This window comes from Bacteroides sp. D1, from assembly GCF_000157095.2.
Lineage (GTDB): Bacteria > Bacteroidota > Bacteroidia > Bacteroidales > Bacteroidaceae > Bacteroides > Bacteroides xylanisolvens.
This window is the reverse complement of sequence record NZ_JH114337.1, coordinates 364-25,347: the sequence shown is the minus strand read 5'-3', so window position 1 is coordinate 25,347 and position 24,984 is coordinate 364. Positions and strand designations below refer to the sequence as shown.

Here is a 24,984-nt window from a genome sequence, read left to right as displayed (position 1 = left end):
TACCCATGTCGATTCAGCGAGTCAAATATAGCTATTTTAGTAACCCAAGCCAAATCTCAAAATTATTTTCACTTGGAGAATAGATAAAAACAACACAGATAACGTCTATTGATCTCATCGACGTTATCTGTGTGCCAAACAATACATTTACCTCATTGTCTTCAGACGATTAATCATGCAATCCCTTTTTTCTCAAATAATCCAGCATGAATCCCGGACGATCAGTCTGGAGAATCCGTGCCCCTAGCTCTTCAATCAGATATCCATAGTTTCCATCCGGATCTTTTAAAGCCTGATCGTCTTCATGTCCTCCCGCAAGAGAAGCCCACAACGTATTGTACCAAATCCGACTCTTTCCCAGAATAATCGATTTCACTTTTCGAGGCAAAGGACTGGAAGAATCCGAATAAACCAATTCGAAGGCAGCAGGATGCAGCTGTGTCATATAGTCCCTGACCTTCTTTTCGCCATCCTTTCCGTCAAGTCCTATCACCGGTATGTAAATCACTTTATCCAGATAATCTCCAAACTCACTTTTGACAGTTTCCACCGGCTGGCCTCCTTTCATTATCACCAAACTGGCAGTTCCGGTTTTCTCGAGCACAGCGTATACCTCGTCAAACACAGAATACGCCTTATCCAAGTTAAACATAATCTGACCTTTGCCTGCCAACAATGCCTCTTCCAATGTTGGAACAATATGTTCTGTCAGATTTCCATCCTTATCTTTCAGTTTCAACTTCTTGATTTCTGCCAATGTATAATCCTTAATCAATCCTTTACCATTGGTTGTCCGGTCTACACGGTCATCGTGCATCAATATTAATTGTCCGTCTTTAGTCTTGTGAATATCAATCTCCACAATATCCACTCCCATTTGTATGGCACTATCAATTGCCGCTACGGAATTTTCCGGTGCACTCCGCCAGTTCCCCCGGTGTGCCACGACTAACACCTGATCGGACTTCGGATCTAAAAATGCCTTACGGATCATTTCTCCCCGTTGCGCAAACAATATAAGAGGTTGCAAACAACAGAATATCCCTAACCATATCAGTTTGTAGTTTTTCATTGTCATTCGTTTAAATAAATTGTATCATTATTCTTGATAAGCTCCCGGCCACATCGCATTTTTATCACGCGGATTCCCCAACTGGTCAGTGGAAAAAGCATCCATCTCATCCAACCATTTTCCAAACTCCTCACCTAAATTCTGGAAAGGACAACTATCCGGTTTAAAGCCGGTTGTGATCGCATTCTTAACAGCGTCGGCAGCAGTCCGGGTAAACTCATTCACATTCCCGTCCCAAGTATAGACAGAACGATTGGCATCCCATACGACATTTAAAGAGCTAATCGTACTGTTATACTTATCAAACTCTGATGTTGTAAACTTGTTGGTTGATGCAGGCATGATCGTACCGCCCATCAGATTATACCCTTTGGATGTCAAATGGCGAGTATCATCACCGGACATTTCAACAACCGGATTAGCTGCATTTTTATTCAGGATGATATTATTCATCAAGAATGATTGCCGGGCCGGCCAGGATTCACAACGAATAACAGCCCCGCTATTTTGAGCACCATCCTCGATAATGGTAGAGTTTACAATCAACATACTCCCCGCGCCGTTAATGGTTCCATCTCTACCACTATTATTGGTAACAGTTGTATTATTCATACATAAATGACCGTTTGACATTTGAATAGCATAACCGAACTGTCCGCCTTCATTGCCTGTAATGGAGCAATTATTCATAAAAAGAATACTCCCACTGTCATTGACACGAATTGCGCCTCCACGCGAAGATGCCTTGTTGTTTCTCAACTGCACATGATTTAGTTTGGCTGTCCCCTTATACATGAATATACCGGAACCACCAGCCTCACCTGAACCATTTACTCCCGCATTATAGCACTTTTCAATGATACAATGATTCAACTGTAATGTTGCATTGCCACTGCTACCATTCGCAATCAGGAATCCACCACTATAGCCATTTATTTTCTCATTGGGATGATAACCGCAAGAGAACGTACAACCTTCAAATGTAATATCTATCTGGTTTCCTAATGTAAACAAGGAATAATCACCCGCATCCGCAATGCCGTTATTATTTGCATCTCCTGTGAAAGTAGTCAGATACCGGACAGGATCACGCTTGCTTAAATCCTTCCGGGTACTTTGAGGATCATATCCACACACAACCTTTATTTCGACTTGTTTACTATATCCGCTATACTCTATTTTCAGACCGGCTTCCTGATCTGCTATCAAATAGGTACCGCCTGCCACATAGATATTCTTACCATCCAATTTCTTAGCATTCGCAGTCGTGATCGCACTGTTAGTGTTAGTTCTCAATAGATTGCGTAACCCGTCTACTCCCATTGCATTATCCCAATCCATACCGGTAGCATTCCCTGTAGCATGCTCTTTCACATAATAAGCGTCCAATTGCAATTCCGTTGCATCTCCCCCATTGATTGTACCAGTCTCCCATGGAGTGACAATCGGTTCACTCAATCTAATGACCGAACCTTCTACTTTCAAAGTAAATTCATAACAAAATCCGGCCTTTATTGCAGGAATGCCCGGCAATACCAGATCTTCCCCCTTGTAATTTAAAGAAACGAAAGTACTATTAGGATTTGCAGTTCCCGGAGCTACGATCGCCGTATATTTACATCCGCTTTGTCCGGCTTTCCCTCCTTCAGGAATGGTGACATACGGTGAAACAAGTGCAGTTCCCGATGAAACATTTCCGTCCGTATATCCCTGATAGGAACCGATTTTAACTCCTAGAGCTTTACTTTGTGAGTCTATATCGTCCAATGTCATGATAACTTTCGCCATTCTCCGGTTCATATTCAGATGAAGGACACCTGATCCCTCATTTATAGCATCTTCTACTGTGCAAGTCATGTAGTCTGCGCTCGCCAGATTTTCCAAACTCTGCTGATTAATAGGAAGAGAGAAGTTGGCTACGCTTGTTCCTTCAGTCACCGGATAAAAGGCAGAATAAGTAACAGGTTCATTTCCCCACCTAAGATAATAGTTATCCGTAGGAGCCCATTGCCCTCCAGACAACATATAAGTCACACTACCATCTTCGCAACTCAACAGAATCTGGTCTCCATTATTAAATTGCATTTGCTGTTCATTTGTTCCTGTAGGATTACTACGGGTATATGCAGCATCAATAACAGCATTGATCTTGATTGCACCGGAGTCTTCATTGAACACGGCTATCTCTTTATCCGTATCACAAGCTGCCATACCCGTTAATATACATGCAGTCAATATATGTTTAGTAATTTTCATAACTCATCTCCTCCTTTTTATTTCTGATCGATAATCTGACCGGTTGCCCGATATTTCATTTGCATGGTAGCCAACCGTGCCGTTTCATTTACATTCAATGTCAGCGTATGCTCTACTCCCTTTTGCAACTCAATGGGCTCTTCGGCAGTCCATATATACAATTTTCCGTCATAACTGAAATTGACAGAAAAGCCTTCTATTATTGTTTGCGGGAGAAGAATGCATTCATACCCATCCGTACCCTTATAGGGGGCGATAGTTGTAGCTACAGCATCTTCCCGTGGAATGACTACCGGTTCCGGCACTGACAAATCACAAATACCACCCACTATTGTACCATTTACAGCCATATCGCCCAGTTTACTGATCGCCGCATCTTCCATACCATTATTTACCGTCACTTTTATAATCAGCTTGCTCATGGCATGATCCAAAGTAACTTTCAATCTACCATCTGCGGTGAGATCCTGTTTCGGATCAACCATTGATTTAGTCAACAGGAAATCAGAAGCAATCACATTTTCCTCGGTAGTTTGGTTGCTTTGTATGTTGATAGCTAACGGAGTATCTAAACCAGCTTCCGAAATGTAAGGAGCATACGCTATTACTGTTACCGGAGTTCTTGCATTATCCCAAAGCATTTGTTGCCCGTCCACCGTATTCCAGTCATTATCAGATTTTACCATTTGCGAATTATAATCATAAGCAATGTTTTCACTGTTATGAATGATCAGTCCGAAACTCTCCAGATTACTTGCATCATATCCGGCACGCGACACAGGAGCCTTCACTTCTGTTACAACACGGATTATATGATCTTCGGGAAAGTTAACGGTCGGCAGTGTTCCGTCTTCAATGCTTGAACATCCTGTCAGACTGATGATCAAAGCGGTCATTATATAAAATTTGTTTTTCATATCACAATTACTTTTTAAAGATTCAGTTGGACAATACAGCATCATAAGCTCCCATTTGCATCTTATCAGGATTGCGTGTCACGCCACGCTGATCCAATCCGAAAGCATCTTCACCCATCCATTCCACAAAGACTTCACCTAAATTAACCACAGGAGAAGCAGCAGGATTGAAACTTTTCACAGCATTAACCACAGCTTGTTTGGTAGCATAGCCAGTCACCTGTCCGATCTGGTCAATATTCCACTTATAAACACCCTCTTCCGTCAGGTTGCCATTCACAAGGGTAGGATAAGCAGTATCAGAAACGTCCATTGTGAAATTATTAACTCGCTGATACAAGTTATATCCCATGGAGTAAGCTTCTTTATTCGCTCCATTCAAAATGAAGCTTGGAGCGGTAGAATTCTCGGAAATCAACAGGTTATTAATAAACTTAGTATCACCATCAATAGAGGTTTCACATCGAAAGGCGCCATACTCCTGATCAATATCATGCCCTACAATCGTACTATTAGCGAGCATGAAACTACCTCCCCCGTTTAAAGCAGCACCTTTTCCCGGATTTCCGACAATGGTTGTGTTATTCATACAAATATGTCCCGATGATATCTGAATACCGACCCCAAAAAGTTCTCTTACTGAATTGCCAGTTATCAGGCAATTATTCATAAACACAACAGCCTTATTGCTGTTACACCGTATTGCTCCGCCACGGCTATCCGCCGCATTATCCAGAAACTTCACATTGTTCAGTTTCGAGCTCCCGGAAGCAATAAGAATAGCTGTACCTCCCGCTACTCCTCCTTGCCCGTTGACAGCTTCCGTTTTACAATCCCTGATAATACAATCCGTTAATTCGACAGAGGTGCTATTGACGTTACCATTGATATAAATTCCGCTACCACACTCGTTAGACTTGGCATCATTATTAGAAAGGTACCCATATTGAAAAGTAACTCCTTCAATCCCAATAATCCCTCCTTTCACCAACAATAGTCCGCAATCACCGGAATCAGCCTGATTATTACCGTTTACATCTCCGCTGATCACTGTCTTATACGTATCAATACGACGATTAGTCAGATCTGTCCCTTCGCTCAACAAACTATATCCTCCTTTGATCGCTTTAATGTCTTTGCGGATAATCACCCCGAGTCCTCCGGTCTCGGACATCACATATTTTCCCTGGCTCATGTAAATAGTACTCTTGGACAGATCGATAGATCCACTCAATAATTTGCGAAAACCAGCTACATCCATTGCCTGATCCCATGAAGTACCATCCATGTCCCCTTCACCGAATTGAGTTACAAAATAACTTTCCAGTCCTTTTTGCAAGACAACTTCTTCATCCAGATCATCATCATAATCAGTAATCATCGGAGGATCAACCATCTCATAATCTTCCTGACACGCCTGGCTCACTAAAATAGTGAAGGCCAAAAGCCCAATCTTTGATATTGTGAGCAACTTATTTTTCATTTTTCTTCATTTTAAACTTGTACACTAAATTGAAATAATTACAGTTCACCGCTTAACGGGCAATATCCGGATAACCGGGATTCTGTTTCAGATATTCATTCTGCTCCAATTGGGTCTGTGAAAACGGGAACAATTCATAATGAGTATCTGCATCCCGTTTCTTGTCCCACCATGCATCCTGAAATCTTCCGAAGCGGATCAAATCCGTACGACGACGGCTCTCCGCAAGAAATTCCCGCCCCCATTCATCAAGCATTTCTTTTAGATCAAGTACCACGTTACCTTCCGGCTGATAAGCGATATCTGCAGTAAAGTTTTCATAGTTGCGTTTACGCACGCTGTTCAACAGCTTGCCGGCCTCGCCTGCCTGTCCGAGACGAAGAAGGCATTCCGCCTGCGAATAAATAATCTCCGCCAAACGGATTTCCGTATAATCCGACTCTATAAAATATCCTCCATCAAACGGATAGAAAGGATACTTCACACAGTAAAGCCCCGAGTTGAAATCTCCGTTTCCCAGTTTAGACTCCTGATAATTCGGGTTGGCAATATAACCGGATTCTGCGTTACCTTCAAAACGTCCCACTTGATCAAGTAGGTAAAGGACATATTGATTATCCGGATTCTTGGCATATCCCCCACTAATACTGGAATTAGCTATTTTCCCTTCCATGAAGAACATACCTTCCCGTGTATTATTACTCGTATTTACATATTGTTTATAACGTTTATCGCCCGCATACTTGGCGAATTTCTGCGTAACCATGCCCAATTCATAATCAAACAATGCACGTGGTTGCTGGTTATTATAACTTGGCGAAAGTGCATATTTGGGATTTCGGCTGCCATCTCCTTCAATTTTCAGATATTTCTCACAACCATAAGGAAGGGCCCGCCCGTAAACTGTTCTCTTATCATTTTTCAGATGCCAGCTAGTCAGTCCATAAGAACCGGGAAAACCGAGGATTACTTCATTACACATTTCATTATTCCAGTCAAAAGGTTCGTACCAGTTATCAGCGATTGCATAATAGCCGAATTCTCCTCCGGTAATACGCTCACACATATCAATACATTCCTGCCATTTAGGCTGTCCAATCCACTTTTCCGCATTTAAATAAAGACGTACCAGCAATGCAGCAGCCCCCGCTTTAGTAAATTGTCCTTGTTGACCGCCATTACCAGATTGTCCGATTTTGGAAGGTAAAGCTACCAGACAGACATCTCTCAACTCACTTTCGATAAAATCAAACATAACCTGTGGAGATACCTGCTTCCGGTTTTCCGGCTGTTCATTGACCGCTTGGTCAGAAGTCGTAGTTAAGATACAATTACGGTAACTATTAAGCAGGCGAAGATAACAGTAAGCTCTCATACAACGTAGTTGCGCTTTAAAACTATCAAACTCACTGTCACTTAAATTAAATTTAGAAGGATTCAATTGAGACAAATCATCCAACACCAGATTGCATTGACCGATACCGCCATACATGCCTTCCCACTCATTTGTCCAGTCTTCCTGATTAATGTCATCGTATTGATGATAATGATATTTTTCCCATTTACCGCCATCATACCACCAAGTTCCCCGAGTAGGCGTTATCAACTGATCCCCTGTCAGTTCTTCGTGTTCATGACGTCTGACAATGGATTCATAGATATGCTCAAACGGACGAAAAACGGCGTTGATAACATCCTGTTTGGTATTATAATAGTTTTGAGACATGACCTGATCATACACCGTTTCCGACAGATCTGTACAGGATGGCAAACTAATGACTGTACCTGCCATTATCCCTAATCCAATGATATATTTTGTTATTTTCATAATCGTCTTTTATTAGAAACTTACTTGTAATCCTAAAATAAACTGAAAAGCAGACGGATAATAGTTATATCCTCCTCCGAAAGTACCCGGTGTCAGTCCGTTCACTTCGTAGGTAGAAGGATCTACACCGGTAAACTTCGTAAACGTATAAAGATTGTTGGCCGTACCGAACAAACGTATCTTTTCAATATATTTCTTATTCAGGTTCATGGTATATCCTAAAGTGACGTTGTCTATCTTCAGATAATCACCCGGTTCAATGAAGTAGTCGGTAATCACATTCTTACCTGTCGTGATATGTGCATTCTTCGAATAAGCGGTCGTCAACTGGTTGGTAGTCATGCTCTGCAATCCGAAATAGAAATCATGCACGTTGAATATGTCAAACCCGGCAGCACCACGGAGGGCAACAGACAAATCAAAGTTCTTATAAGTGAAGTTATGCGTCATAGAGCCGGTGAATTTCGGCAAACCGTTTCCGGTCACAGACTTATCCTCTTCCGTACCTTGGGCTACAGGAATCACATTCCCCTTTTTATCATAAATCAGCCAGTCACCTTTTTTATCCACTCCTGCATAACGATATGTAAAGTAGTTACCAATACGTTCCCCCTCTTCAATCCGCTGCAAATATCCCGGATTATTCGGATTCGCCATGCTACAGGTAGAGTAATATTTTTGTCCTTTATATATATCGTTGGAAAAACTGACAAACTTATTGTTATTAGTAGCCCCCACTAATGTGAAACTATAAGTGAAATCCTTTGTCCGGACAGCATTTACTGTAACATCAAGTTCGAAACCGGTATTACGCAATGTACCTACATTGGTATAGATGGTGGAGAACAAGTTAGGTGGTACCGGTACAGAATAATCTCCGAGCAAATCACTTTGTTTACGATGGAAATAGTTAAATGAACCGGTCACTTTGTGTGAGAAGAGTGAGAAGTCCAAACCCACATTCTGATTATGTCCTTTCTCCCAGCGCAATTCCGAGTTCGTATTTTTGCTCGGTCCCCATACATGAAAACGGTTACCATTGTATTGATACCAACCGAAAGCCCGGTAAGTAGCCAGAGAATTATAATTTCCTATTTCCTGATTACCTGTCACCCCATAGTCATAACGTACTTTCAAGTCATCAATCCATGAAAGTCCTTTCATAAACTTCTCATCCGAGATACGCCAACCGACAGATACAGCCGGGAAATTGCCCCATTTATGATTCTCGCCAAAGCGGGAAGACCCTTCGTGGCGTAAAGAAAAAGTAAACAGGTAGCGCTCTTTCCAATCATAATTAACACGTCCGAAGAAGCTGATTAACTTATGGTCATTCTTATAGGAGCCCATCATTGTTTTTCCATCTTTTGCCGCTTCCAGCCCGGAACCCAGATTATTATACGTCAATCCATCCGAAGAGAAATTCCAGTTTTCAGCAGACATTCCGGAATTTACACCATAATTATAGCTATACCCCACCATTGCACGGATCTGATGATTCTTGATACGTGTAGAGAAATTTGTTACCCATTCCAGATTGTTAGTCGTACTTTTGTCGAAGTCACGGCTGGCTTTTCCGGTGACACCATCATTTACGTTAGAACCATAAGTAGACGGTGTAAACCATCCGTTAAATTTATCAACTTGATATTGAGAAATAGTGACCTGCGACTTCAATACCATGTCCGGATTCTTCGGATTAAACAGAGGCAGCAGATTAACGGCAGCCGTAGCATTCCATTCCAGCAACTTAATTTCCGTACCATTCTCTTCTTCATTCAATTGCTCTACGATATTAGAACCTTCCGTTCCACTGGGAAAACGATAGTACCCATTAGCCGATTCCGAATCATAAATAGGCATTGTCGGATTGTTTTTAATAGCATTGCTATATACATTGGCTGATTTGTTCCGGTCGATAACACGAGGAGTTATATTAGCAGAAAACGTGAATAGCCCGTCTTTGGTTGTATGGTTAATATTGGCACGTGCTCCATATTCACGACGGTCGGAACGCAAATCAATACCACGGGCATTACGATAGTCGGCGGTCACCCGATAGTTGGTTCTCGCATTACCGCCGGAAAATGTCAATGTATGCATGTGAGTCACCCCCAATTGAGTAACGGCATCAAACCAGTCTGAATCAGCTCCCATATCGGAAAGCGGATTAGACACTGTGCGATAAGCACGGTATTCTTCCGCATTCATGATGTCGAGTTCTTTTTTAGCTTTATTAAAAGTAACGGAAGTACTATAGGTTGTATGAACCTGTCCATCTTTGGTCCCTTTCTTTAGATTAATCAGGATAACCCCGTTACTACCCCGCGTACCATAGATCGCAGAAGCAGCACCGTCTTTCAATACATCAATCGATTCAATATCGGCAGGGTTAATATTCGTCATATCACCTCCCGGCACTCCGTCTACCACAATTAACGGTCCTAAACCTGCATTACGGGAAGAGACACCACGAATCTGAATACTTCCTTGATTGTTCGGATCGGCCAGAGCTGTGTTAGAAACCGAAACGCTGGAAACTTTCCCCTGCAAAAGCATGGAGGCATCGAGGCTGGATATCTGATTCAGATCTTTCGCACCTATATGCGAAATAGCCGAAGTCATTTCTTTCCGTTTCATCGTACCGTAACCCACCACTACCACTTCATTCAAAGCGGTCGATTCTTCTTTCAATACGATCTTCAATAACTGGCCGTTTTTAACAGCCACTTCTTGTGTTTCATAACCGATATAAGACACTTTCAGGTGTCCATTCTTAGGTACGTTCACCAGAAATTTACCGTCTATATCTGTAATAGTACCCTGCTTCGATTCTACGACTACTACGGAAGCGCCAATAACTGGTTCGCCCTTTTCGTCCGTCACCGTACCTGACACCTTACTTTCCTGCTGAACTTCCAAAGAAGCTCCCTTTACCTGTATACCGGAAAACAGTATCAGCAGTATACCTAACAGACAGGTACACGTTTTGAAATGAATATTCTTCATAAATAAATGATTTTATGTTAGATGATAAAGTTAACGCAATCCTCTTGCTTGTAAAGCGGAGATTAATACTTCCGGTGCATCTGTCTGTATCATACGTACTTCAGGATAAATCTGAAGAAGCTCATCCAGATAAGTCGTATTTATATCATATTCAGGTATCAATCCGGATAATACATGAAGCATATTGACTGTAGGAATCATTCCCTCACTGACGGCAGTTCCTATAGGAGTACTTTGCCCGTCGGGAGCATAAGAATATTGCACGAAGTAATTGCCCGGAAGCCCAACCAGAGGTTTGTAAGCGCTTTGTGCCCATGTGTACACGTGTGCCTTTTTAGAAATAGACAACACTTCTTCTGCTTTCTGGCTACTGTTACAATAGAAAAAGACTTGTTCCATCATATCCAGTTCCTTGACAACATTCATCACTTCTTGGGTAGAGGCTGTACGTGGAGAATAATCCAGATTGAAATATATTTTTCCACGCCCTGCTTTCAGAAACTCTTCCAATGTGGGCATCTTCTCATCGGTCACCCTTCCATTCCGGTCCAACAGATTATATTGCTGAATTTCAGCATAAGTCATTTTCGTAATATCCCCTGTGCCGTTAGTCGTAGCATTGATTGTCTGGTCATGGCACACCATAACTACTCCATCGCTTGTGAGATGAGTGTCACATTCAATCACATCCGCTCCTGCATTGATGGCAGCTTCTACAGCAGATACCGAATTTTCGGGAATAGTCTTGTCTGTTGTATGAGAGCGATGCGTCATAGCCCATACCATTTTGTTATCTGCATCCCTGAATTGCTTCATGGCTTCTGTCAGCGCCAATAGGTCGTAAATACGGATCCTTTTCTGTACTACGCGCTCACCCGCTGTCACTAACATCGTGTAGTCACCACTTTGTGTATAAGCATGAGTGATAGGCGTAGCAGCTTTCCCTTCCTTGACCGTTCCGTCACCAAAGTCGACAGTAATGTCAGTATTACTATCGATATTGTTAAACACCACTTCCACTACCTCTTTCAGCATAGCACGGGTGCTCGTTTGCAGATAAGGATTCTTTTTTACGGGATCATCATCTGAACATGCCATAAAACTAATTCCGCATAAAACAATTAAACTGTATGCATATTTTATAGCCAGTAATTTTAAAATTCTTCTCTTTATAAGAAGAAAGGACAATAGATTTTCATTTCTCATTGCGCGTTTTACATTAGTTGATTTATTTAATAGATTACGTTGCAAACATAAGTAATACGCACTAAAAAAAAGGAAAAAAAACATTCAATAAAAGATGAGAATTTTTCTTTTCGTGAAAAAGAAGACCATTTGAATAAGAAAAGAAAGAAACGGGCTCTTTTTGAATAAAACGGGCGTATTGCAAAAAGTACGCCCCCTATTTTCATTTGCGTTCAGGAGTGCCTGACGGTTTGCGAAGCGGGAATCCTTCTTTCTGCGGAATTCCTAAAACAGGGATTCCTTCCTTATCCCACTCTATTTTCTGCATACGCGGCGTCCGGCTATCCAAAACAAGCATATCATACAAACTCTTGCGGGCGTGATAAAGCATATACCATTCCTTACCGTCAGGTGAAGGAATAAAACAGATACTACCGGGTCCATATACATGATTTTCCGGTGCTTGCTTAAACACAGGCTCCGGTGCCTTTTTCCAAGAAGCCGGATTCAGCAGATCGCTGTCAGTATCGGCAGTCAGCAGTCCTACACAGTAGTAAGGAGTCCAATTACCACTTGCCGAATAATAAATCAATAACTTATCTTTCTTCAAAGAATAGAAGAATTGCGGTGCTTCATTGACACGAATCGGATAGGCAGTTTTATTACCATCTATACTGATCCACTGACATTCCCATTCATATTCTGGTTCGGAAATCAAAATACGGTCAGAAGCCAGTGTCCATGGGTTCTCCATTTCGGCAATATAAATACATTGATTTTCCTGATAAACTCTACGTTTCTGCCATCCACACCAGATTAAATAACGCTTTCCTCCATGTTCAAAAGTACTGGCATGAATTGCCCAATTATTATCTTCATCAGTTGATATTCTTCCCTTCATGACAAATTCCCCTTTCATCGGGTCAGCAGACTCATTCTCAAGCACATAAATCTGACGATTATCAATATTTCCATCATCCGCACAACAATAAATATACCATTTATTATTAATGTAATGTATTTCAGGTCCCCAAAGATGAAATGCGTTTGACGAATTTTGAGGTACCCACACATCTTTCTGGGATGCTTCCGCCAACCGGGTTATATCATCTGTTGCCCATAAAGTGATGCGGTCGCTCATACTTTGGGTATAATAATATATTCCGTTATGGAATACCGCCCATGGGTCTCCTCCTCTTGACAAAAGCGGATTCGTATAAACAGGTACGGAATCGAGGTCTACCCGCTCATGTGTTTTTTTATTCTGACCGGATGAGCAACCCACTAAAAGAATAAGGAGAAAATACAATAAAATTCGCATAGTAATACTTATAATATATATAAATAATAGCCTGTTAAATGACCAATTAAGAAATTCAAGACAGATACAACGAAAATGGGACGGCAATATATAACAAAAGTGTTGAATCTGCAAACAAAGAAAGTGAAAAAACAAATCAAAACAGCCCTTTACAAGCAGCAATATATGAAATAATTATTTTTCCGGCAATTTGGTTGATTCTCGCTATTTATTGGCAAATAATCAACCTTTATTTCATTGATTTTTCATCATTTTTGTGGCATAACTTTAATATTTATAGACATGAATTCCAAAATAGTATTCTTTTTCATGATTATGTGTTGCTGTTCAGTAACCTTATTTGCTCAAACAAATACGGGCAAAAAACAGACAAGTACTAATCCGGTTTTTGACGGTTGGTATGCAGATCCCGAAGGAGTCGTTTTCGGTGATAAATACTGGATTTATCCGACTTATTCAGCTCCTTTCGAACAACAATTGTACATGGATGCCTTTTCTTCCCCAGATTTGGTACACTGGAGAAAACACCCGAAAGTCCTTTCTGTCGAAAATATCAGCTGGTTAAGGAATGCTTTATGGGCACCTGCCGTGATAGAAGCAAATGGGAAATATTATTTCTATTTTGGAGCAAACAACATATATCATGAGAGTGAAGTGGGAGGTATAGGTGTGGCTGTAGCCGATCGTCCGGAAGGTCCTTTCAAGGATGCGCTCGGAAAGCCGCTGATTGGCAAGATCGTGAACGGAGCGCAACCTATTGACCAGTTTGTTTTCAAGGACGATGACGGTCAGTATTATATGTATTACGGCGGTTGGGGACATTGCAATATGGTGAAGATGGGATCTGATCTAATCAGTATCGTACCTTTTGAAGACGGAACAACTTATAAAGAAGTGACTCCGGAAAATTATATAGAAGGACCTTTTATGCTTAAACACAATGGCAAATATTATTTCATGTGGTCAGAAGGCGACTGGACAGGACCCGATTATTGTGTAGCGTATGCCATTGCGGATTCGCCTTTTGGTCCGTTCAAAAGAGTCGGAAAGATTTTGGAGCAGGACACTAAAATAGCTAATGGTGCCGGACATCATTCCATTATCAAAGGTCCGGGAAAGGATGAATGGTATATTGTCTATCATCGCCGCCCTTTGGGTGAAACCGATGGGAACTACCGCATTACTTGCATTGACCGAATGTATTTTAATAAAAACGGTACTATCAAACCTGTAAAAATGACCTCCGGCGGAATAAAAGCCAGACCACTGCGCTAACCTGTTATTTATTATAGCGATGAAACTTAAAATAATATCCATGAAAAAGTCCTTATTAGTCTTAGCTTTATTGTTTTCATTGGTATCCTTTGCTCAATCTCCGGTCGATAAATCTTTTCCTCCGGAAGAGTTGTTTGCTCTAGGATCTTACTATTACCCCGAGCAATGGGATTCCTCCCAATGGGAACGTGATTTGAAGAAAATGTCGGAGATGGGAATCAAGTTCACCCATTTTGCGGAGTTCGCCTGGGCCATGATGGAGCCGGAAGAAGGAAAGTATGATTTTGAGTGGCTGGATCGTGCCGTCTCTTTAGCAGAGAAATATGGTCTGAAGGTAATTATGTGTACTCCTACTCCCACACCTCCCGTCTGGCTGTCAAAAAAGTACCCCGACATACTGATTCAGCGGGATAATGGAGTTTCTATTCAACACGGACGGCGTCAGCATGCTTCCTGGAGTAGCGACCGTTACCGTCGTTATGTAGAAAACATTGTTTCCCGTCTGGCAATGCGTTATGGCAATCACCCTGCTGTTATCGGCTGGCAGATTGACAACGAGCCGGGACATTACGGAGTAGTGGATTACAGTGAAAATGCACAAATAAAATTCCGTGTCTGGTTACAGAAGAAATACGGCACCATCGACAAACTGAATGATACATGGGGCACCTCTTTCTGGAGCGAAACCTATCAGAACTTCGAGCAGGTTCGCCTTCCCAACCAGCAGGAGGTACCTGAAAAGCCCAATCCTCATGCCATGCTCGACCTGAACCGTTTTATGGCGGACGAATTGGCGGGCTTTGTTAATATGCAGGCAGACATCCTCCGGCGGCATATCCACAAAGACCAATGGATCACTACCAACCTGATTCCTGTTTTCAATCCGGTTGATCCGGTACGGATCGATCATACGGACTTCCTGACCTACACCCGCTATCTGGTGACTGGACATAATCAGGGAATAGGTAGCCAAGGTTTCCGGATGGGGATTCCCGAAGATCTCGGATTTTCAAATGACCAGTTTCGTAACCGTGTCGGCAAAACATTCGGAGTGATGGAACTACAGCCCGGTCAAGTAAACTGGGGAGTGTATAACCCTCAACCCTTACCCGGCGCTGTGCGTATGTGGGTGTATCACGTTTTTGCAGGTGGTGGGAAGTTTGTGTGCAATTACCGTTTCCGTCAACCTCTGAAAGGCAGTGAGCAATACCATTACGGCATGATAATGACCGATGGGGTGACTCTTTCTCCGGGCGGTGAAGAATATGTACGTATTACGCAGGAGATGAAAAAGCTTCGTGCCGCCTACGATAAGAAAAGCCGTATGCCCAAACAGCTGGCTTCCCGACGCATTGGACTGCTTTTCGATATGAACAACTATTGGGAAATGGAGTTCCAGCGTCAGACAGACCAGTGGCGGACGATGCCGCACATACATAAGTATTACAACCTGCTAAAGTCCTTCGCCGCTCCCGTCGATGTGATCTCGGAGAAGGAGGATTTTTCAGATTATCCCTTCCTGATTGCGCCGGCTTATCAGTTGCTTGATAACAATTTGGTAAAACGTTGGACTGAATACGTGAAGAATGGGGGACATCTGATTCTGACCTGCCGTACCGGTCAGAAAGACCGTGACGCCAAATTGTGGGAGGCTCCTTTGGCTGCTCCTATTCATCAACTGGCCGGAATAAACAGCCTGTACTATGACCATCTGCCTCACAGTCTCTACGGAAAAGTAGATTTCGGCAGTGAGGAATACGCCTGGAACAATTGGGCGGACGTACTAACCCCGGCTGCCGGAACAGATGTGTGGGCTGTGTATGCGGACCAGTTTTATAAGGGAGCTGCTTCCGTGATACACCGTAGGCTGGGTAAAGGAACGGTCACCTATATCGGAACGGATACCGATGACGGCAAATTGGAGAAAGAAGTAGTACGTCGTGTATATACGGAAGCCGGCGTACCGACTGAAGATTTACCGTACGGAGTGGTGAAGGAATGGCGTGACGGTTTTTACATCGCCTTGAATTATACGTCGGACATTCAGGAAATAGTCATTCCCGATGAGGCAGAAGTACTGATTGGCAGTGCACGCCTTGAACCTGCGGGAGTAGTGGTGTGGAAAGAAAAATCGGACAACAAGTATAAATAACCCAATAACAAGAAAAATGAAGATAAGAAATCTTATATCTTGCGCCCTTTGCGGGCTTACTCTCTTTGCCTGCTCACCATCCGGGGGAGGGAAAGATAGGGAAATGGACCGTTTCATTACCGACTTAATGGACCGGATGACTCTCCGTGAGAAACTCGGACAATTAAACCTGCCTTCGGGCGGTGATCTCGTGACGGGTTCGGTGATGAACGGTGAACTTAGCGATATGATTCGCAAACAGGAAATAGGCGGCTTCTTCAATGTCAAGGGGATCCAGAAAATTAATGCCCTGCAACACCTTGCGGTAGAAGAAAGCCGGTTGAAAATACCTCTACTTGTAGGTGCAGACGTTATCCACGGTTACGAAACTATTTTTCCAATCCCATTGGCACTATCCTGTAGTTGGGATACGCTGGCCGTCGAACGTATGGCACGCATCTCCGCCATTGAGGCCAGCGCAGACGGTATTAACTGGACATTCAGCCCGATGGTCGATATTTGTCGTGATGGCCGTTGGGGACGTATCGCAGAAGGGAACGGAGAAGATCCTTACCTGGGTTCTTTAATGGCAAAAGCGTATGTGCGTGGTTATCAGGGAAACAATATGCAAGGCAACGATGAAATTCTTGCCTGCGTGAAACATTTCGCACTTTATGGAGCGTCCGAATCGGGACGCGATTACAATACAGTGGATATGAGCCGACTACGTATGTATAACGAATATCTGGCTCCTTATAAAGCTGCCGTTGACGCTGGTGTAGGCAGCATCATGAGCTCGTTTAATATCGTTGACGGTATTCCAGCCACAGCCAACAAATGGTTACTGACCGACCTGCTCCGGAATGAATGGGGCTTCGGAGGACTATTGGTAACAGATTACAATTCGATAGCCGAAATGTCCTCCCATGGTGTCGCCCCTCTGAAGGAAGCCTCCATTCGCGCTTTACAGGCAGGAACGGATATGGATATGGTTTCATGCGGGTTCCTCAATACATTGGAGGAATCCCTGAAAGAAGCGAAGGTAACGGAAGAGCAGATTAATATGGCTTGTCGCCGTGTATTGGAAGCCAAATATAAACTGGGACTGTTCTCCAATCCGTATAAATATTGCGATGCCCTGCGTGCCAAAGAGAAACTTTATACGCCTGAACACCGTTCTGCTGCACGTGCGATTGCAGCTGAAACATTTGTTCTGTTGAAGAATGACAACAACCTGCTTCCACTTGAACAAAAAGGCAGGATTGCCCTGATCGGTCCAATGGCAGACGCACGTAATAATATGTGCGGTATGTGGAGCATGACATGTACGCCGTCTCGTCACAGAACATTGTTGGAAGGAATTCGTGCGGCAGCGGGTGACAAGGCTGAAATTCTATATGCGAAAGGCAGCAACATATATTATGATGCGGAAACAGAAAAAGCAGCTACGGGCATTCGCCCGCTGGAACGTGGAGACAACCGGGAACTGTTGGACGAGGCTTTACGCGTGGCTTCCCGTTCAGACATCATTGTTGCCGCTTTGGGTGAATGTGCGGAAATGAGCGGTGAATCGGCTTCACGCACCAGTCTTGAGATACCCGATGCACAACAGGATTTATTGAAGGCTTTAGTGAAGACGGGCAAACCTGTCGTACTTCTTCTGTTCACGGGACGTCCTTTAGTCTTAAACTGGGAGGATGCGAATGTTCATTCCATATTGAATGTCTGGTTTGGCGGTAGCGAAACAGGGGACGCGGTTGCCGATGTATTGTTTGGCAAGATCACTCCAAGTGGCAAACTGACAACTACCTTCCCGCGTTCGGTGGGACAGCTGCCATTATTCTACAATCATTTGAATACAGGTCGTCCTGATCCCGACAGTCATATATTCAACCGCTATGCCAGCAATTATCTGGATGAGAGCAATGAACCTCTGTATCCGTTCGGATATGGTTTGAGTTATACGGACTTTGTTTATGGTGAGTTGCAGATTAGCTCGGAAACCTTGCCTAAAAATGGTGAGTTGACTGTGTCTGTCACTGTAACAAACAAGGGGAACTATGATGGTTATGAAACGGTACAACTGTACCTTCGTGATATTTACGCGGAGGTCGCCCGTCCAATGAAAGAGTTGAAAGGTTTTGAACGCATTTTCCTGAAAAGCGGGGAAAGTCGTGATGTTAAGTTTGTTATTACGAAAGATGACTTGAAATTCTATAATTCCGAATTACACTATGTTTACGAACCCGGAGAATTTGATGTTATGGTAGGGCCGAACTCCCGTGATGTACAAACTAAAAGTTTCCAAGCAGAATAAAGTAACACCTGATAAAAGTTGTATTGTAGGGAGTACTTATTATAATCGCACGAGCTTGCACTCATGACATAGTACAAGCCGAAGATATTGTTGCCGACACTATGATTTTGTTATGAGGAAAGTTCTGCAACTCGGAAGAAATCAGCGCGACGTTACCTTTAAATGAAATCAAGGTGTACCTTCTACTTTAATGAACAGATTAAATTATTCACTATTTAAAATAAAAAAAGATATGCATTATTTAAGAACACTGACTTATTTATGGAGTTTACTTACTCTTCTTTTAATGGTTGCTATCACAACAATCTGCTCCTGTGTCTCTACACCCCAAAGAAGCGGACAGTTGAAAGAACAAGATGAATATGATGTGGCAGCTTATATTTGGCCGTCGTGTCACAATGATCCGATGGGACGCGACACACTGTGGAGTGAAGGTACAGGCGAATGGGAAATTATCAAAAAAGGTAATCCCCGTTTCGAAGGACACTATCAGCCAAAGGTTCCTTTGTGGGGATACGAAATGGACGATGACACGCAGGTGATGGAGAAATGGATTGACGTGGCAACCGCTCACGGCATCAATACGTTTATCTTCGATTGGTACTGGTTCAACGGACAGCCTTTTTTAGAAAGCACCGTAAACAATGGATTTCTGAAAGCCAAGAATAATAAAAAAATGAAGTTTTACCTGATGTGGGCCAACCATAACGTGGCACACAACTATTGGAATGTACACCGTTACAAGGACAACAACTCGCGTCTGTGGACCGGTGTGGTAGACTGGGCCAACTTTAAAATCATTGTAGAACGAGTGATACGCCAATACTTTCACAAGCCCAACTATTACAAGATAGACAATTGTCCGGTATTTTCCATATTTGGTTTTCATGAACTGTTGGAAAGTTTCGGTAATGCAGACGGTGTGAAGAAGGCTATGGATTATTTCCGTAGCGAAGTGAAAAAGGCAGGATTCCCTGATTTGCACTTGCAACTCATCGGTGACGGGTCTCCCACCGACAAGTTTATAGAACTTGTTGTAAAGGCAGAAGTAAACAGTGTGACAAAATACAATTGGGGATGGCCATACGAAGAAGATTATCTGGCATGGGGTACAAAAGCCATGCAACGTCGCGATCAATGGACAGCGAAACTGGATTCATTGGGTGTGCCATTCTTCCCAAATGCATCAATAGGATGGGATGACACCCCGCGTTTCCCGAATAAAACAGCCAAAGAAGTGGTTCATTACAATGACTCGCCAGAAAGTTTTGCAGCTTTCTTGCAGAAGACGAAAGAATATGTAGACCAACGCCCCGACCGCCCCAAACTGATTACAATCAACTCGTGGAACGAATGGGTGGAAGGAAGTTATCTCTTGCCCGATATGAAGCATGGTTATGGTTACTTGAATGCCGTAAAACGGGTAATGAATGGTGAATATGATTACAAGCCCTAAAAATGCGAATTACTAAATAATGGAAAAATTGATGCTGTATAAAAAATGTCAGATAATAGTACTCATTCCTATTTTTCTATTCCATGTTGTCACATCATTTGCTCAACAACGTGATAGCCGTGTACGGGAGTATCTTTCTCCGATACACATTGTTTGGCAACAGGAGAGTCAACTAATACAAGGAGCAGAATATTTACTCCGATCAGGGCATGGACAAGCAAATCTTGTGAATAATGAACTCTGTAAACTTTCGAGTACCGGGCAGCAACATCCTGCTATTCTTTTCGATTTCGGAAAGGAATTGCAAGGCGGCTTACAAATTGTCACCGGTATGCCAGCCTCACATGCTCCTGTTACTATTCGTGTTCGCTTAGGAGAGTCGGTAAGCGAAGCTATGTGTGACATAGACGAAGTGAATGGAGCGACAAACGATCATGCTATGCGTGATTTTGTTATTAGTGTACCTTGGCTTGGGGTCTTGGAAGTCGGGAATTCCGGTTTCCGGTTTGCCCGGATTGACCTTTTGGACGATTCTGCAGAATTGCACCTCAAAGAGATACGGGCTATTTCTATTTTTCAAGATATCCCTTACAAAGGTTCGTTCCGATGTAATGACGAACGCTTGAATCAGATATGGCAAACTGGAGCTTATACGGTGCATTTGAATATGCAAGATTATATCTGGGATGGGATAAAACGTGACCGCTTGGTTTGGATTAGAGACTTGCATCCCGAAGTGATGACAGTCAATACGGTTTTTGGGTATAATGAAGTGATCCCCAAAAGCCTCGACTTGATCCGTGACTCTACACCACTTCCCCAATGGATGACAATGTGTACGTATTCTCTTTGGTGGATATTGATTCAGAGAGACTGGTATCTTTATCAAGGCAACTTGGATTATTTGAAAGAACAAAAAGGCCATCTATGTGACTTGTTGCAACTTATAATGACGAGAATTGGAGAAGACGGACTTGAAAAATTCAATGATAATGAAGGTCGCTTTCTTGATTGGCCTTCATGTGAGAATCCACTTTATACAAAAAGTTTCCATTAGTAAACATAGAAAACACGTAATTTGCTATTATGATAATTATTAACAAAAGAAATCTGTTTTTCCTAATTTCCGTCTGGCTGTTGTCTACACTTCTGTCAGCGCAGAATGTCACCATATCTACTCCCCAGACACAGTTGCTCCTCTCGGTACCAAACGGCGGTACACCGGAACAACTGTATTACGGCTCACGCACCTCCGATGCGGATATCCGAAGCATTTGTGAAACAGCATGCAGAAGAAATGCTTATCCCGTCTATGGAATGGGGTATCCATGCGAAACGGCATTGTCTGTCCGCCATGCCGACGGCAACCTGACACTTCAAATGGCAGTCATAGGCGTAAAAGAAACACGCCTTACAAAAGAAAATGCCACTTTGACGGTGATAGAACTGAAAGACAAAGTGTATCCTTTCTTCGTCAACATCTGCTACAAAGCATGGCAGGATGCGGATGTCATCGAGACATGGACTGAAATCCGTCACGAAGAGAAGAAGCCTGTCCAACTTCAGCAGTTTGCTTCTGCCTACTTGCCTGTCCGCCGCGGCAATGTCTGGCTGTCACATCTTTCCGGTGCCTGGGCAAACGAAGGACAACTCTGCCAGGAAGCGTTGCAACCGGGTATGAAAGTCATCAAAAACACGGACGGGGTACGCAACTCCCAATCGGCACATGCAGAAGTGATGTTCTCGCTCGACGGCAAACCGCAGGAGAACACGGGACGCGTCATCGGCGCAGCGCTTTGCTACAGCGGCAACTACAAACTGCGTATTGACACGCAAGAAGACGACTGGCACCATTTCCTCGCCGGCATCAACGAAGAAAACTCCTGGTACAACCTGAAAAAAGAAGAAGTGTTCCGCACCCCCGCATTGGCACTAACCTACAGCGATGAAGGGATGAGCGGATGCAGCCGGAAATTCCACCAATGGGCACGCCTGCATAAACTCGCCAACGGGAACACTCCCCGCAAAATTCTGCTGAACAGTTGGGAAGGCGTCTATTTCGACATCAACGAACAAGGCATGGACCAGATGATGGGTGATATCGCTGCCATGGGAGGCGAACTGTTTGTAATGGACGACGGTTGGTTCGGCGACAAATATCCGCGCGAAAACGACTCTTATGCCTTAGGCGACTGGACCGTAGACAAGACCAAACTCCCCGGCGGACTGCAATCATTACTTGACAACGCCCGGAAACACGGCATACGGTTCGGCATCTGGCTGGAACCGGAAATGGCTAATACCAAAAGCGAACTGTACGAAAAGCACCCCGAATGGATTATCAAGGCACCCGAACGGGAAGTGGTATGCGCCCGCGGCGGCACACAAGTCGTGCTCGACCTCTCCAACCCGCAAGTGCAGGATTTTATCGTACAGACGGTGGACGAACTGATGAATTCCTATCCCGACATTGATTATATCAAGTGGGACGCCAATATGTCCATCATCACCCAAGGTTCGCAATACCTGACCAAAGACAATCAAAGCCACCTGAACATCGAATACCACCGGGGTTTTGAGAACGTGTGCCGACGCATTCGCGCCAGCTATCCGCAACTGACGATACAAGCTTGCGCCAGCGGCGGCGGACGTGTCAACTACGGCGTACTTCCCTACTTCGACGAATTCTGGACAAGCGACAATACGGATGCACTTCAGCGTATCTACATCCAATGGGGAACTTCCTATTTCTTCCCCGCCATCGGCATGGGGGCGCATATCAGCGCAAGCCCCAACCATCAGACATCGCGTTCCGTTCCGTTGAAGTTCCGTATTGATGTAGCGATGAGCGGACGATTAGGTATGGAAATACAGCCCAAGAATATGACGGAAGAGGAAAAGGCATTGTGCAGAAACGCTATTGCCGAATACAAGACGATACGTCCCGTCGTACAGTTCGGAGATATTTACCGTTTACTTTCTCCGTATGACAAACAGGGCGCAGCTTCGCTGATGTATGTATCGCCAGAAAAGGACAAAGCCGTATTCTACTGGTGGAAAACGGAACATTTCTGCAACCGGCACTTGCCACGGGTGAAGATGGCAGGACTTGCTCCGGACAAATATTATAAGGTGCATGAGCTGAACCGCATCGACACTGAACCTTTGAAATTTGAAGGTAAAAGTTTCAGCGGTGCATATCTGAATGACAACGGACTGGAAATTCCCTCTACCCACAGAGTGGAACCTTCGAAACAAAACGAATATGCCAGCCGCGTGCTTTATCTGGAGAAAGTAACTCCCTCATTTTCCGACAACCGGATAGAACAACGCCCTCCGTTACGTGTTCTTTGCTTAGGCAACTCTATCACCCGCCACGAATATAAAGCGGACATCGAATGGTTCTCCGAATGGGGCATGGCAGCATCCAAAGAAGAAAACGACTATTGCCATCAATTGGAGAAGATGCTCTCGCAAAACCGTCCCGGCACAGTGGTTACCCCGCTGAACATCGCTTATTGGGAACGTAACCTGAATTGCAATATCGACTCGCTGATTGGCACTCATGTTACGGACAAGGATGTGATTGTTATCCGCTTGGGAGAAAACGTACAAGATAAGGAAGCATTCAAATCAGGTATCCTCCGATTGGTGGAATATTGCAAGCGGAAAGCAGACAAAGTAGTCATCACCGGTTGTTTCTGGAAGGATGAGGAAAAAGAACGTGCCATCATCAACGCTGCGCATATGCATGGACTCACTTTCATTCCGATTGACTGGATAGACCGCTTGTATAATTCACGTCCGAAAGTCGGAGACACTCTTTATGACATACACGGAAAGCCATATACTGTAACCAAGGATTTCATCATCGCACATCCCGACGACGAAGGCATGAAGAAGATAGCGGAAGCAATATATAGGGTTCTCTAATGCCCCCGGTGCTTCATTCTTCCATTATTTACAACTGTATAGTTTCCAATTAATGAGAAACTACAGTTGTATGAATAAAGAATTTCAGTTTAAACCCAAAATGGAGAGAACGCCTTGGCTTACCTCCAGAAGAGTCATGGAAAAACGTTCTGGAAAAACTCGCTCCTCTCCCCATGGAAAAAGGAGTATATGTGACTTATGAAGGAATACCTGAAATGTGGAAAAAATAGTCAGTTGCCCGTCATTGATAAACCTCACATCAATGGCGGGTTTCCTTTCAAAGAAACAGTATGCAGCGATAGCCGACAAGGAATTTGCAATAAAAAAGGAGAAAAGACTTACCAAGTCTTAGAATTCCTTTTACCAATATTCTTGAGGAGAAACAAAGATATGGAACTTTAGACAAATAAACTACACCATCAAAGAGTATAAAACACCAGTGCGACAAACAAATTTCTATTGTTTATCGCACTGATATTTAACTAGGGATATTCCTAAAATAATAAAATTTAAGGCAACTAATTCATTGCGAGTTAGTTGCCTTTTTTGTATCTTTAAGCATTCCCCCCAAAAAACGGTTTGACGGCCAAAACGGGGGTAATTAAAAATAAAAACACATGGTAAAGATACAAAAAATCTCAGAAATCGAACCTTGTTTAGGTTTTACCGAGTTCGATATGCTTAAAAAATATCGTCAAAGTTTTGCAACGAGTGAATTAGGTCGCCTCCATTCTCTGTTCCCTTTCTCGGAACTGGCCCGACAAATGCATTTGAAGTCCTCTCCTTTTGGGCGTAAAAGTT

General features: G+C 43.3%; 13 protein-coding genes and 3 pseudogenes. 7 read left to right on the top strand and 9 right to left on the bottom strand.

All coding sequences use genetic code 11. From position 1 onward, the window contains the following. Positions 1 to 169: 169 nt before the first annotated feature. From BSAG_RS15370 to BSAG_RS15400, 8 genes are all read right to left on the bottom strand, one after another. Positions 170 to 1,072: a glycerophosphodiester phosphodiesterase family protein gene (locus BSAG_RS15370; protein WP_008019709.1), complete on the bottom strand. Its 903-nt coding sequence runs from the start codon at positions 1,070 to 1,072 to the stop codon at positions 170 to 172. 27 nt (positions 1,073 to 1,099) lie between these two features. After that, entirely contained in the window at positions 1,100 to 3,328 is a 2,229-nt protein-coding gene (locus BSAG_RS15375) for a fimbrillin family protein (RefSeq protein WP_008019708.1), read from the bottom strand. 17 nt (positions 3,329 to 3,345) lie between these two features. After that, complete coding sequence (locus tag BSAG_RS15380) at positions 3,346 to 4,245, bottom strand: fimbrillin family protein (RefSeq protein ID WP_008770594.1); 900 nt, start codon at positions 4,243 to 4,245, stop codon at positions 3,346 to 3,348. Between the two features lie 22 nt (positions 4,246 to 4,267). Continuing rightward, positions 4,268 to 5,728: a right-handed parallel beta-helix repeat-containing protein gene (locus BSAG_RS15385; protein WP_008019707.1), complete on the bottom strand. Its 1,461-nt coding sequence runs from the start codon at positions 5,726 to 5,728 to the stop codon at positions 4,268 to 4,270. A gap of 52 nt (positions 5,729 to 5,780) precedes the next feature. After that, complete coding sequence (locus tag BSAG_RS15390) at positions 5,781 to 7,556, bottom strand: RagB/SusD family nutrient uptake outer membrane protein (protein WP_004316159.1); 1,776 nt, start codon at positions 7,554 to 7,556, stop codon at positions 5,781 to 5,783. Between the two features lie 12 nt (positions 7,557 to 7,568). Then, on the bottom strand, positions 7,569 to 10,565 hold the full coding sequence (locus BSAG_RS15395) for a SusC/RagA family TonB-linked outer membrane protein (RefSeq protein ID WP_004316158.1): 2,997 nt from the start codon (positions 10,563 to 10,565) through the stop codon (positions 7,569 to 7,571). Positions 10,566 to 10,595: 30 nt separating this feature from the next. Then, positions 10,596 to 11,771: a glycerophosphodiester phosphodiesterase family protein gene (locus BSAG_RS0223040; protein WP_008642680.1), complete on the bottom strand. Its 1,176-nt coding sequence runs from the start codon at positions 11,769 to 11,771 to the stop codon at positions 10,596 to 10,598. Positions 11,772 to 11,973: 202 nt separating this feature from the next. Continuing rightward, positions 11,974 to 13,071, bottom strand: a complete 1,098-nt coding sequence (locus BSAG_RS15400) for a family 43 glycosylhydrolase (RefSeq protein ID WP_004316154.1) — start codon at positions 13,069 to 13,071, stop codon at positions 11,974 to 11,976. Between the two features lie 282 nt (positions 13,072 to 13,353). Between BSAG_RS15400 and BSAG_RS15405 the strand changes: the two genes are divergently transcribed. The 6 genes and pseudogenes from BSAG_RS15405 to BSAG_RS15430 all read left to right on the top strand — a co-directional run bounded on the left by BSAG_RS15405 (position 13,354) and on the right by BSAG_RS15430 (position 24,183). Next, positions 13,354 to 14,346 carry a glycoside hydrolase family 43 protein gene (locus BSAG_RS15405; protein WP_004322309.1) on the top strand — a complete coding sequence of 331 codons (993 nt, stop codon included), beginning with the start codon at positions 13,354 to 13,356 and terminating at the stop codon, positions 14,344 to 14,346. Positions 14,347 to 14,386: 40 nt separating this feature from the next. After that, a complete protein-coding gene (locus tag BSAG_RS15410; protein ID WP_004316152.1) occupies positions 14,387 to 16,498 on the top strand; it encodes a beta-galactosidase in 2,112 nt (703 codons plus the stop codon). A 16-nt stretch (positions 16,499 to 16,514) separates the two neighbouring features. After that, positions 16,515 to 18,794 (top strand): beta-glucosidase BglX, encoded by a 2,280-nt coding sequence (gene bglX / locus BSAG_RS15415; protein ID WP_008770592.1) that lies wholly within the window; start codon positions 16,515 to 16,517, stop codon positions 18,792 to 18,794. A 232-nt stretch (positions 18,795 to 19,026) separates the two neighbouring features. Beyond that, positions 19,027 to 20,250 (top strand): glycoside hydrolase family 99-like domain-containing protein, encoded by a 1,224-nt coding sequence (locus BSAG_RS15420; protein WP_004316150.1) that lies wholly within the window; start codon positions 19,027 to 19,029, stop codon positions 20,248 to 20,250. Between the two features lie 19 nt (positions 20,251 to 20,269). Further along, positions 20,270 to 21,280: pseudogene (locus tag BSAG_RS15425) on the top strand (glycoside hydrolase family 78); the annotation flags it as partial. A 56-nt stretch (positions 21,281 to 21,336) separates the two neighbouring features. Then, positions 21,337 to 24,183 carry an alpha-galactosidase gene (locus BSAG_RS15430; RefSeq protein ID WP_004316148.1) on the top strand — a complete coding sequence of 949 codons (2,847 nt, stop codon included), beginning with the start codon at positions 21,337 to 21,339 and terminating at the stop codon, positions 24,181 to 24,183. 222 nt (positions 24,184 to 24,405) lie between these two features. On the opposite strand, the pseudogene BSAG_RS25580 reads toward BSAG_RS15430, so the two are convergent. Continuing rightward, a pseudogene (locus BSAG_RS25580) lies at positions 24,406 to 24,516 on the bottom strand (IS982 family transposase); the annotation flags it as partial. 284 nt (positions 24,517 to 24,800) lie between these two features. Here BSAG_RS25580 and BSAG_RS23695 point away from each other — a divergent pair. Next, positions 24,801 to 24,984, top strand: a pseudogene (locus BSAG_RS23695) (DDE transposase); the annotation flags it as partial.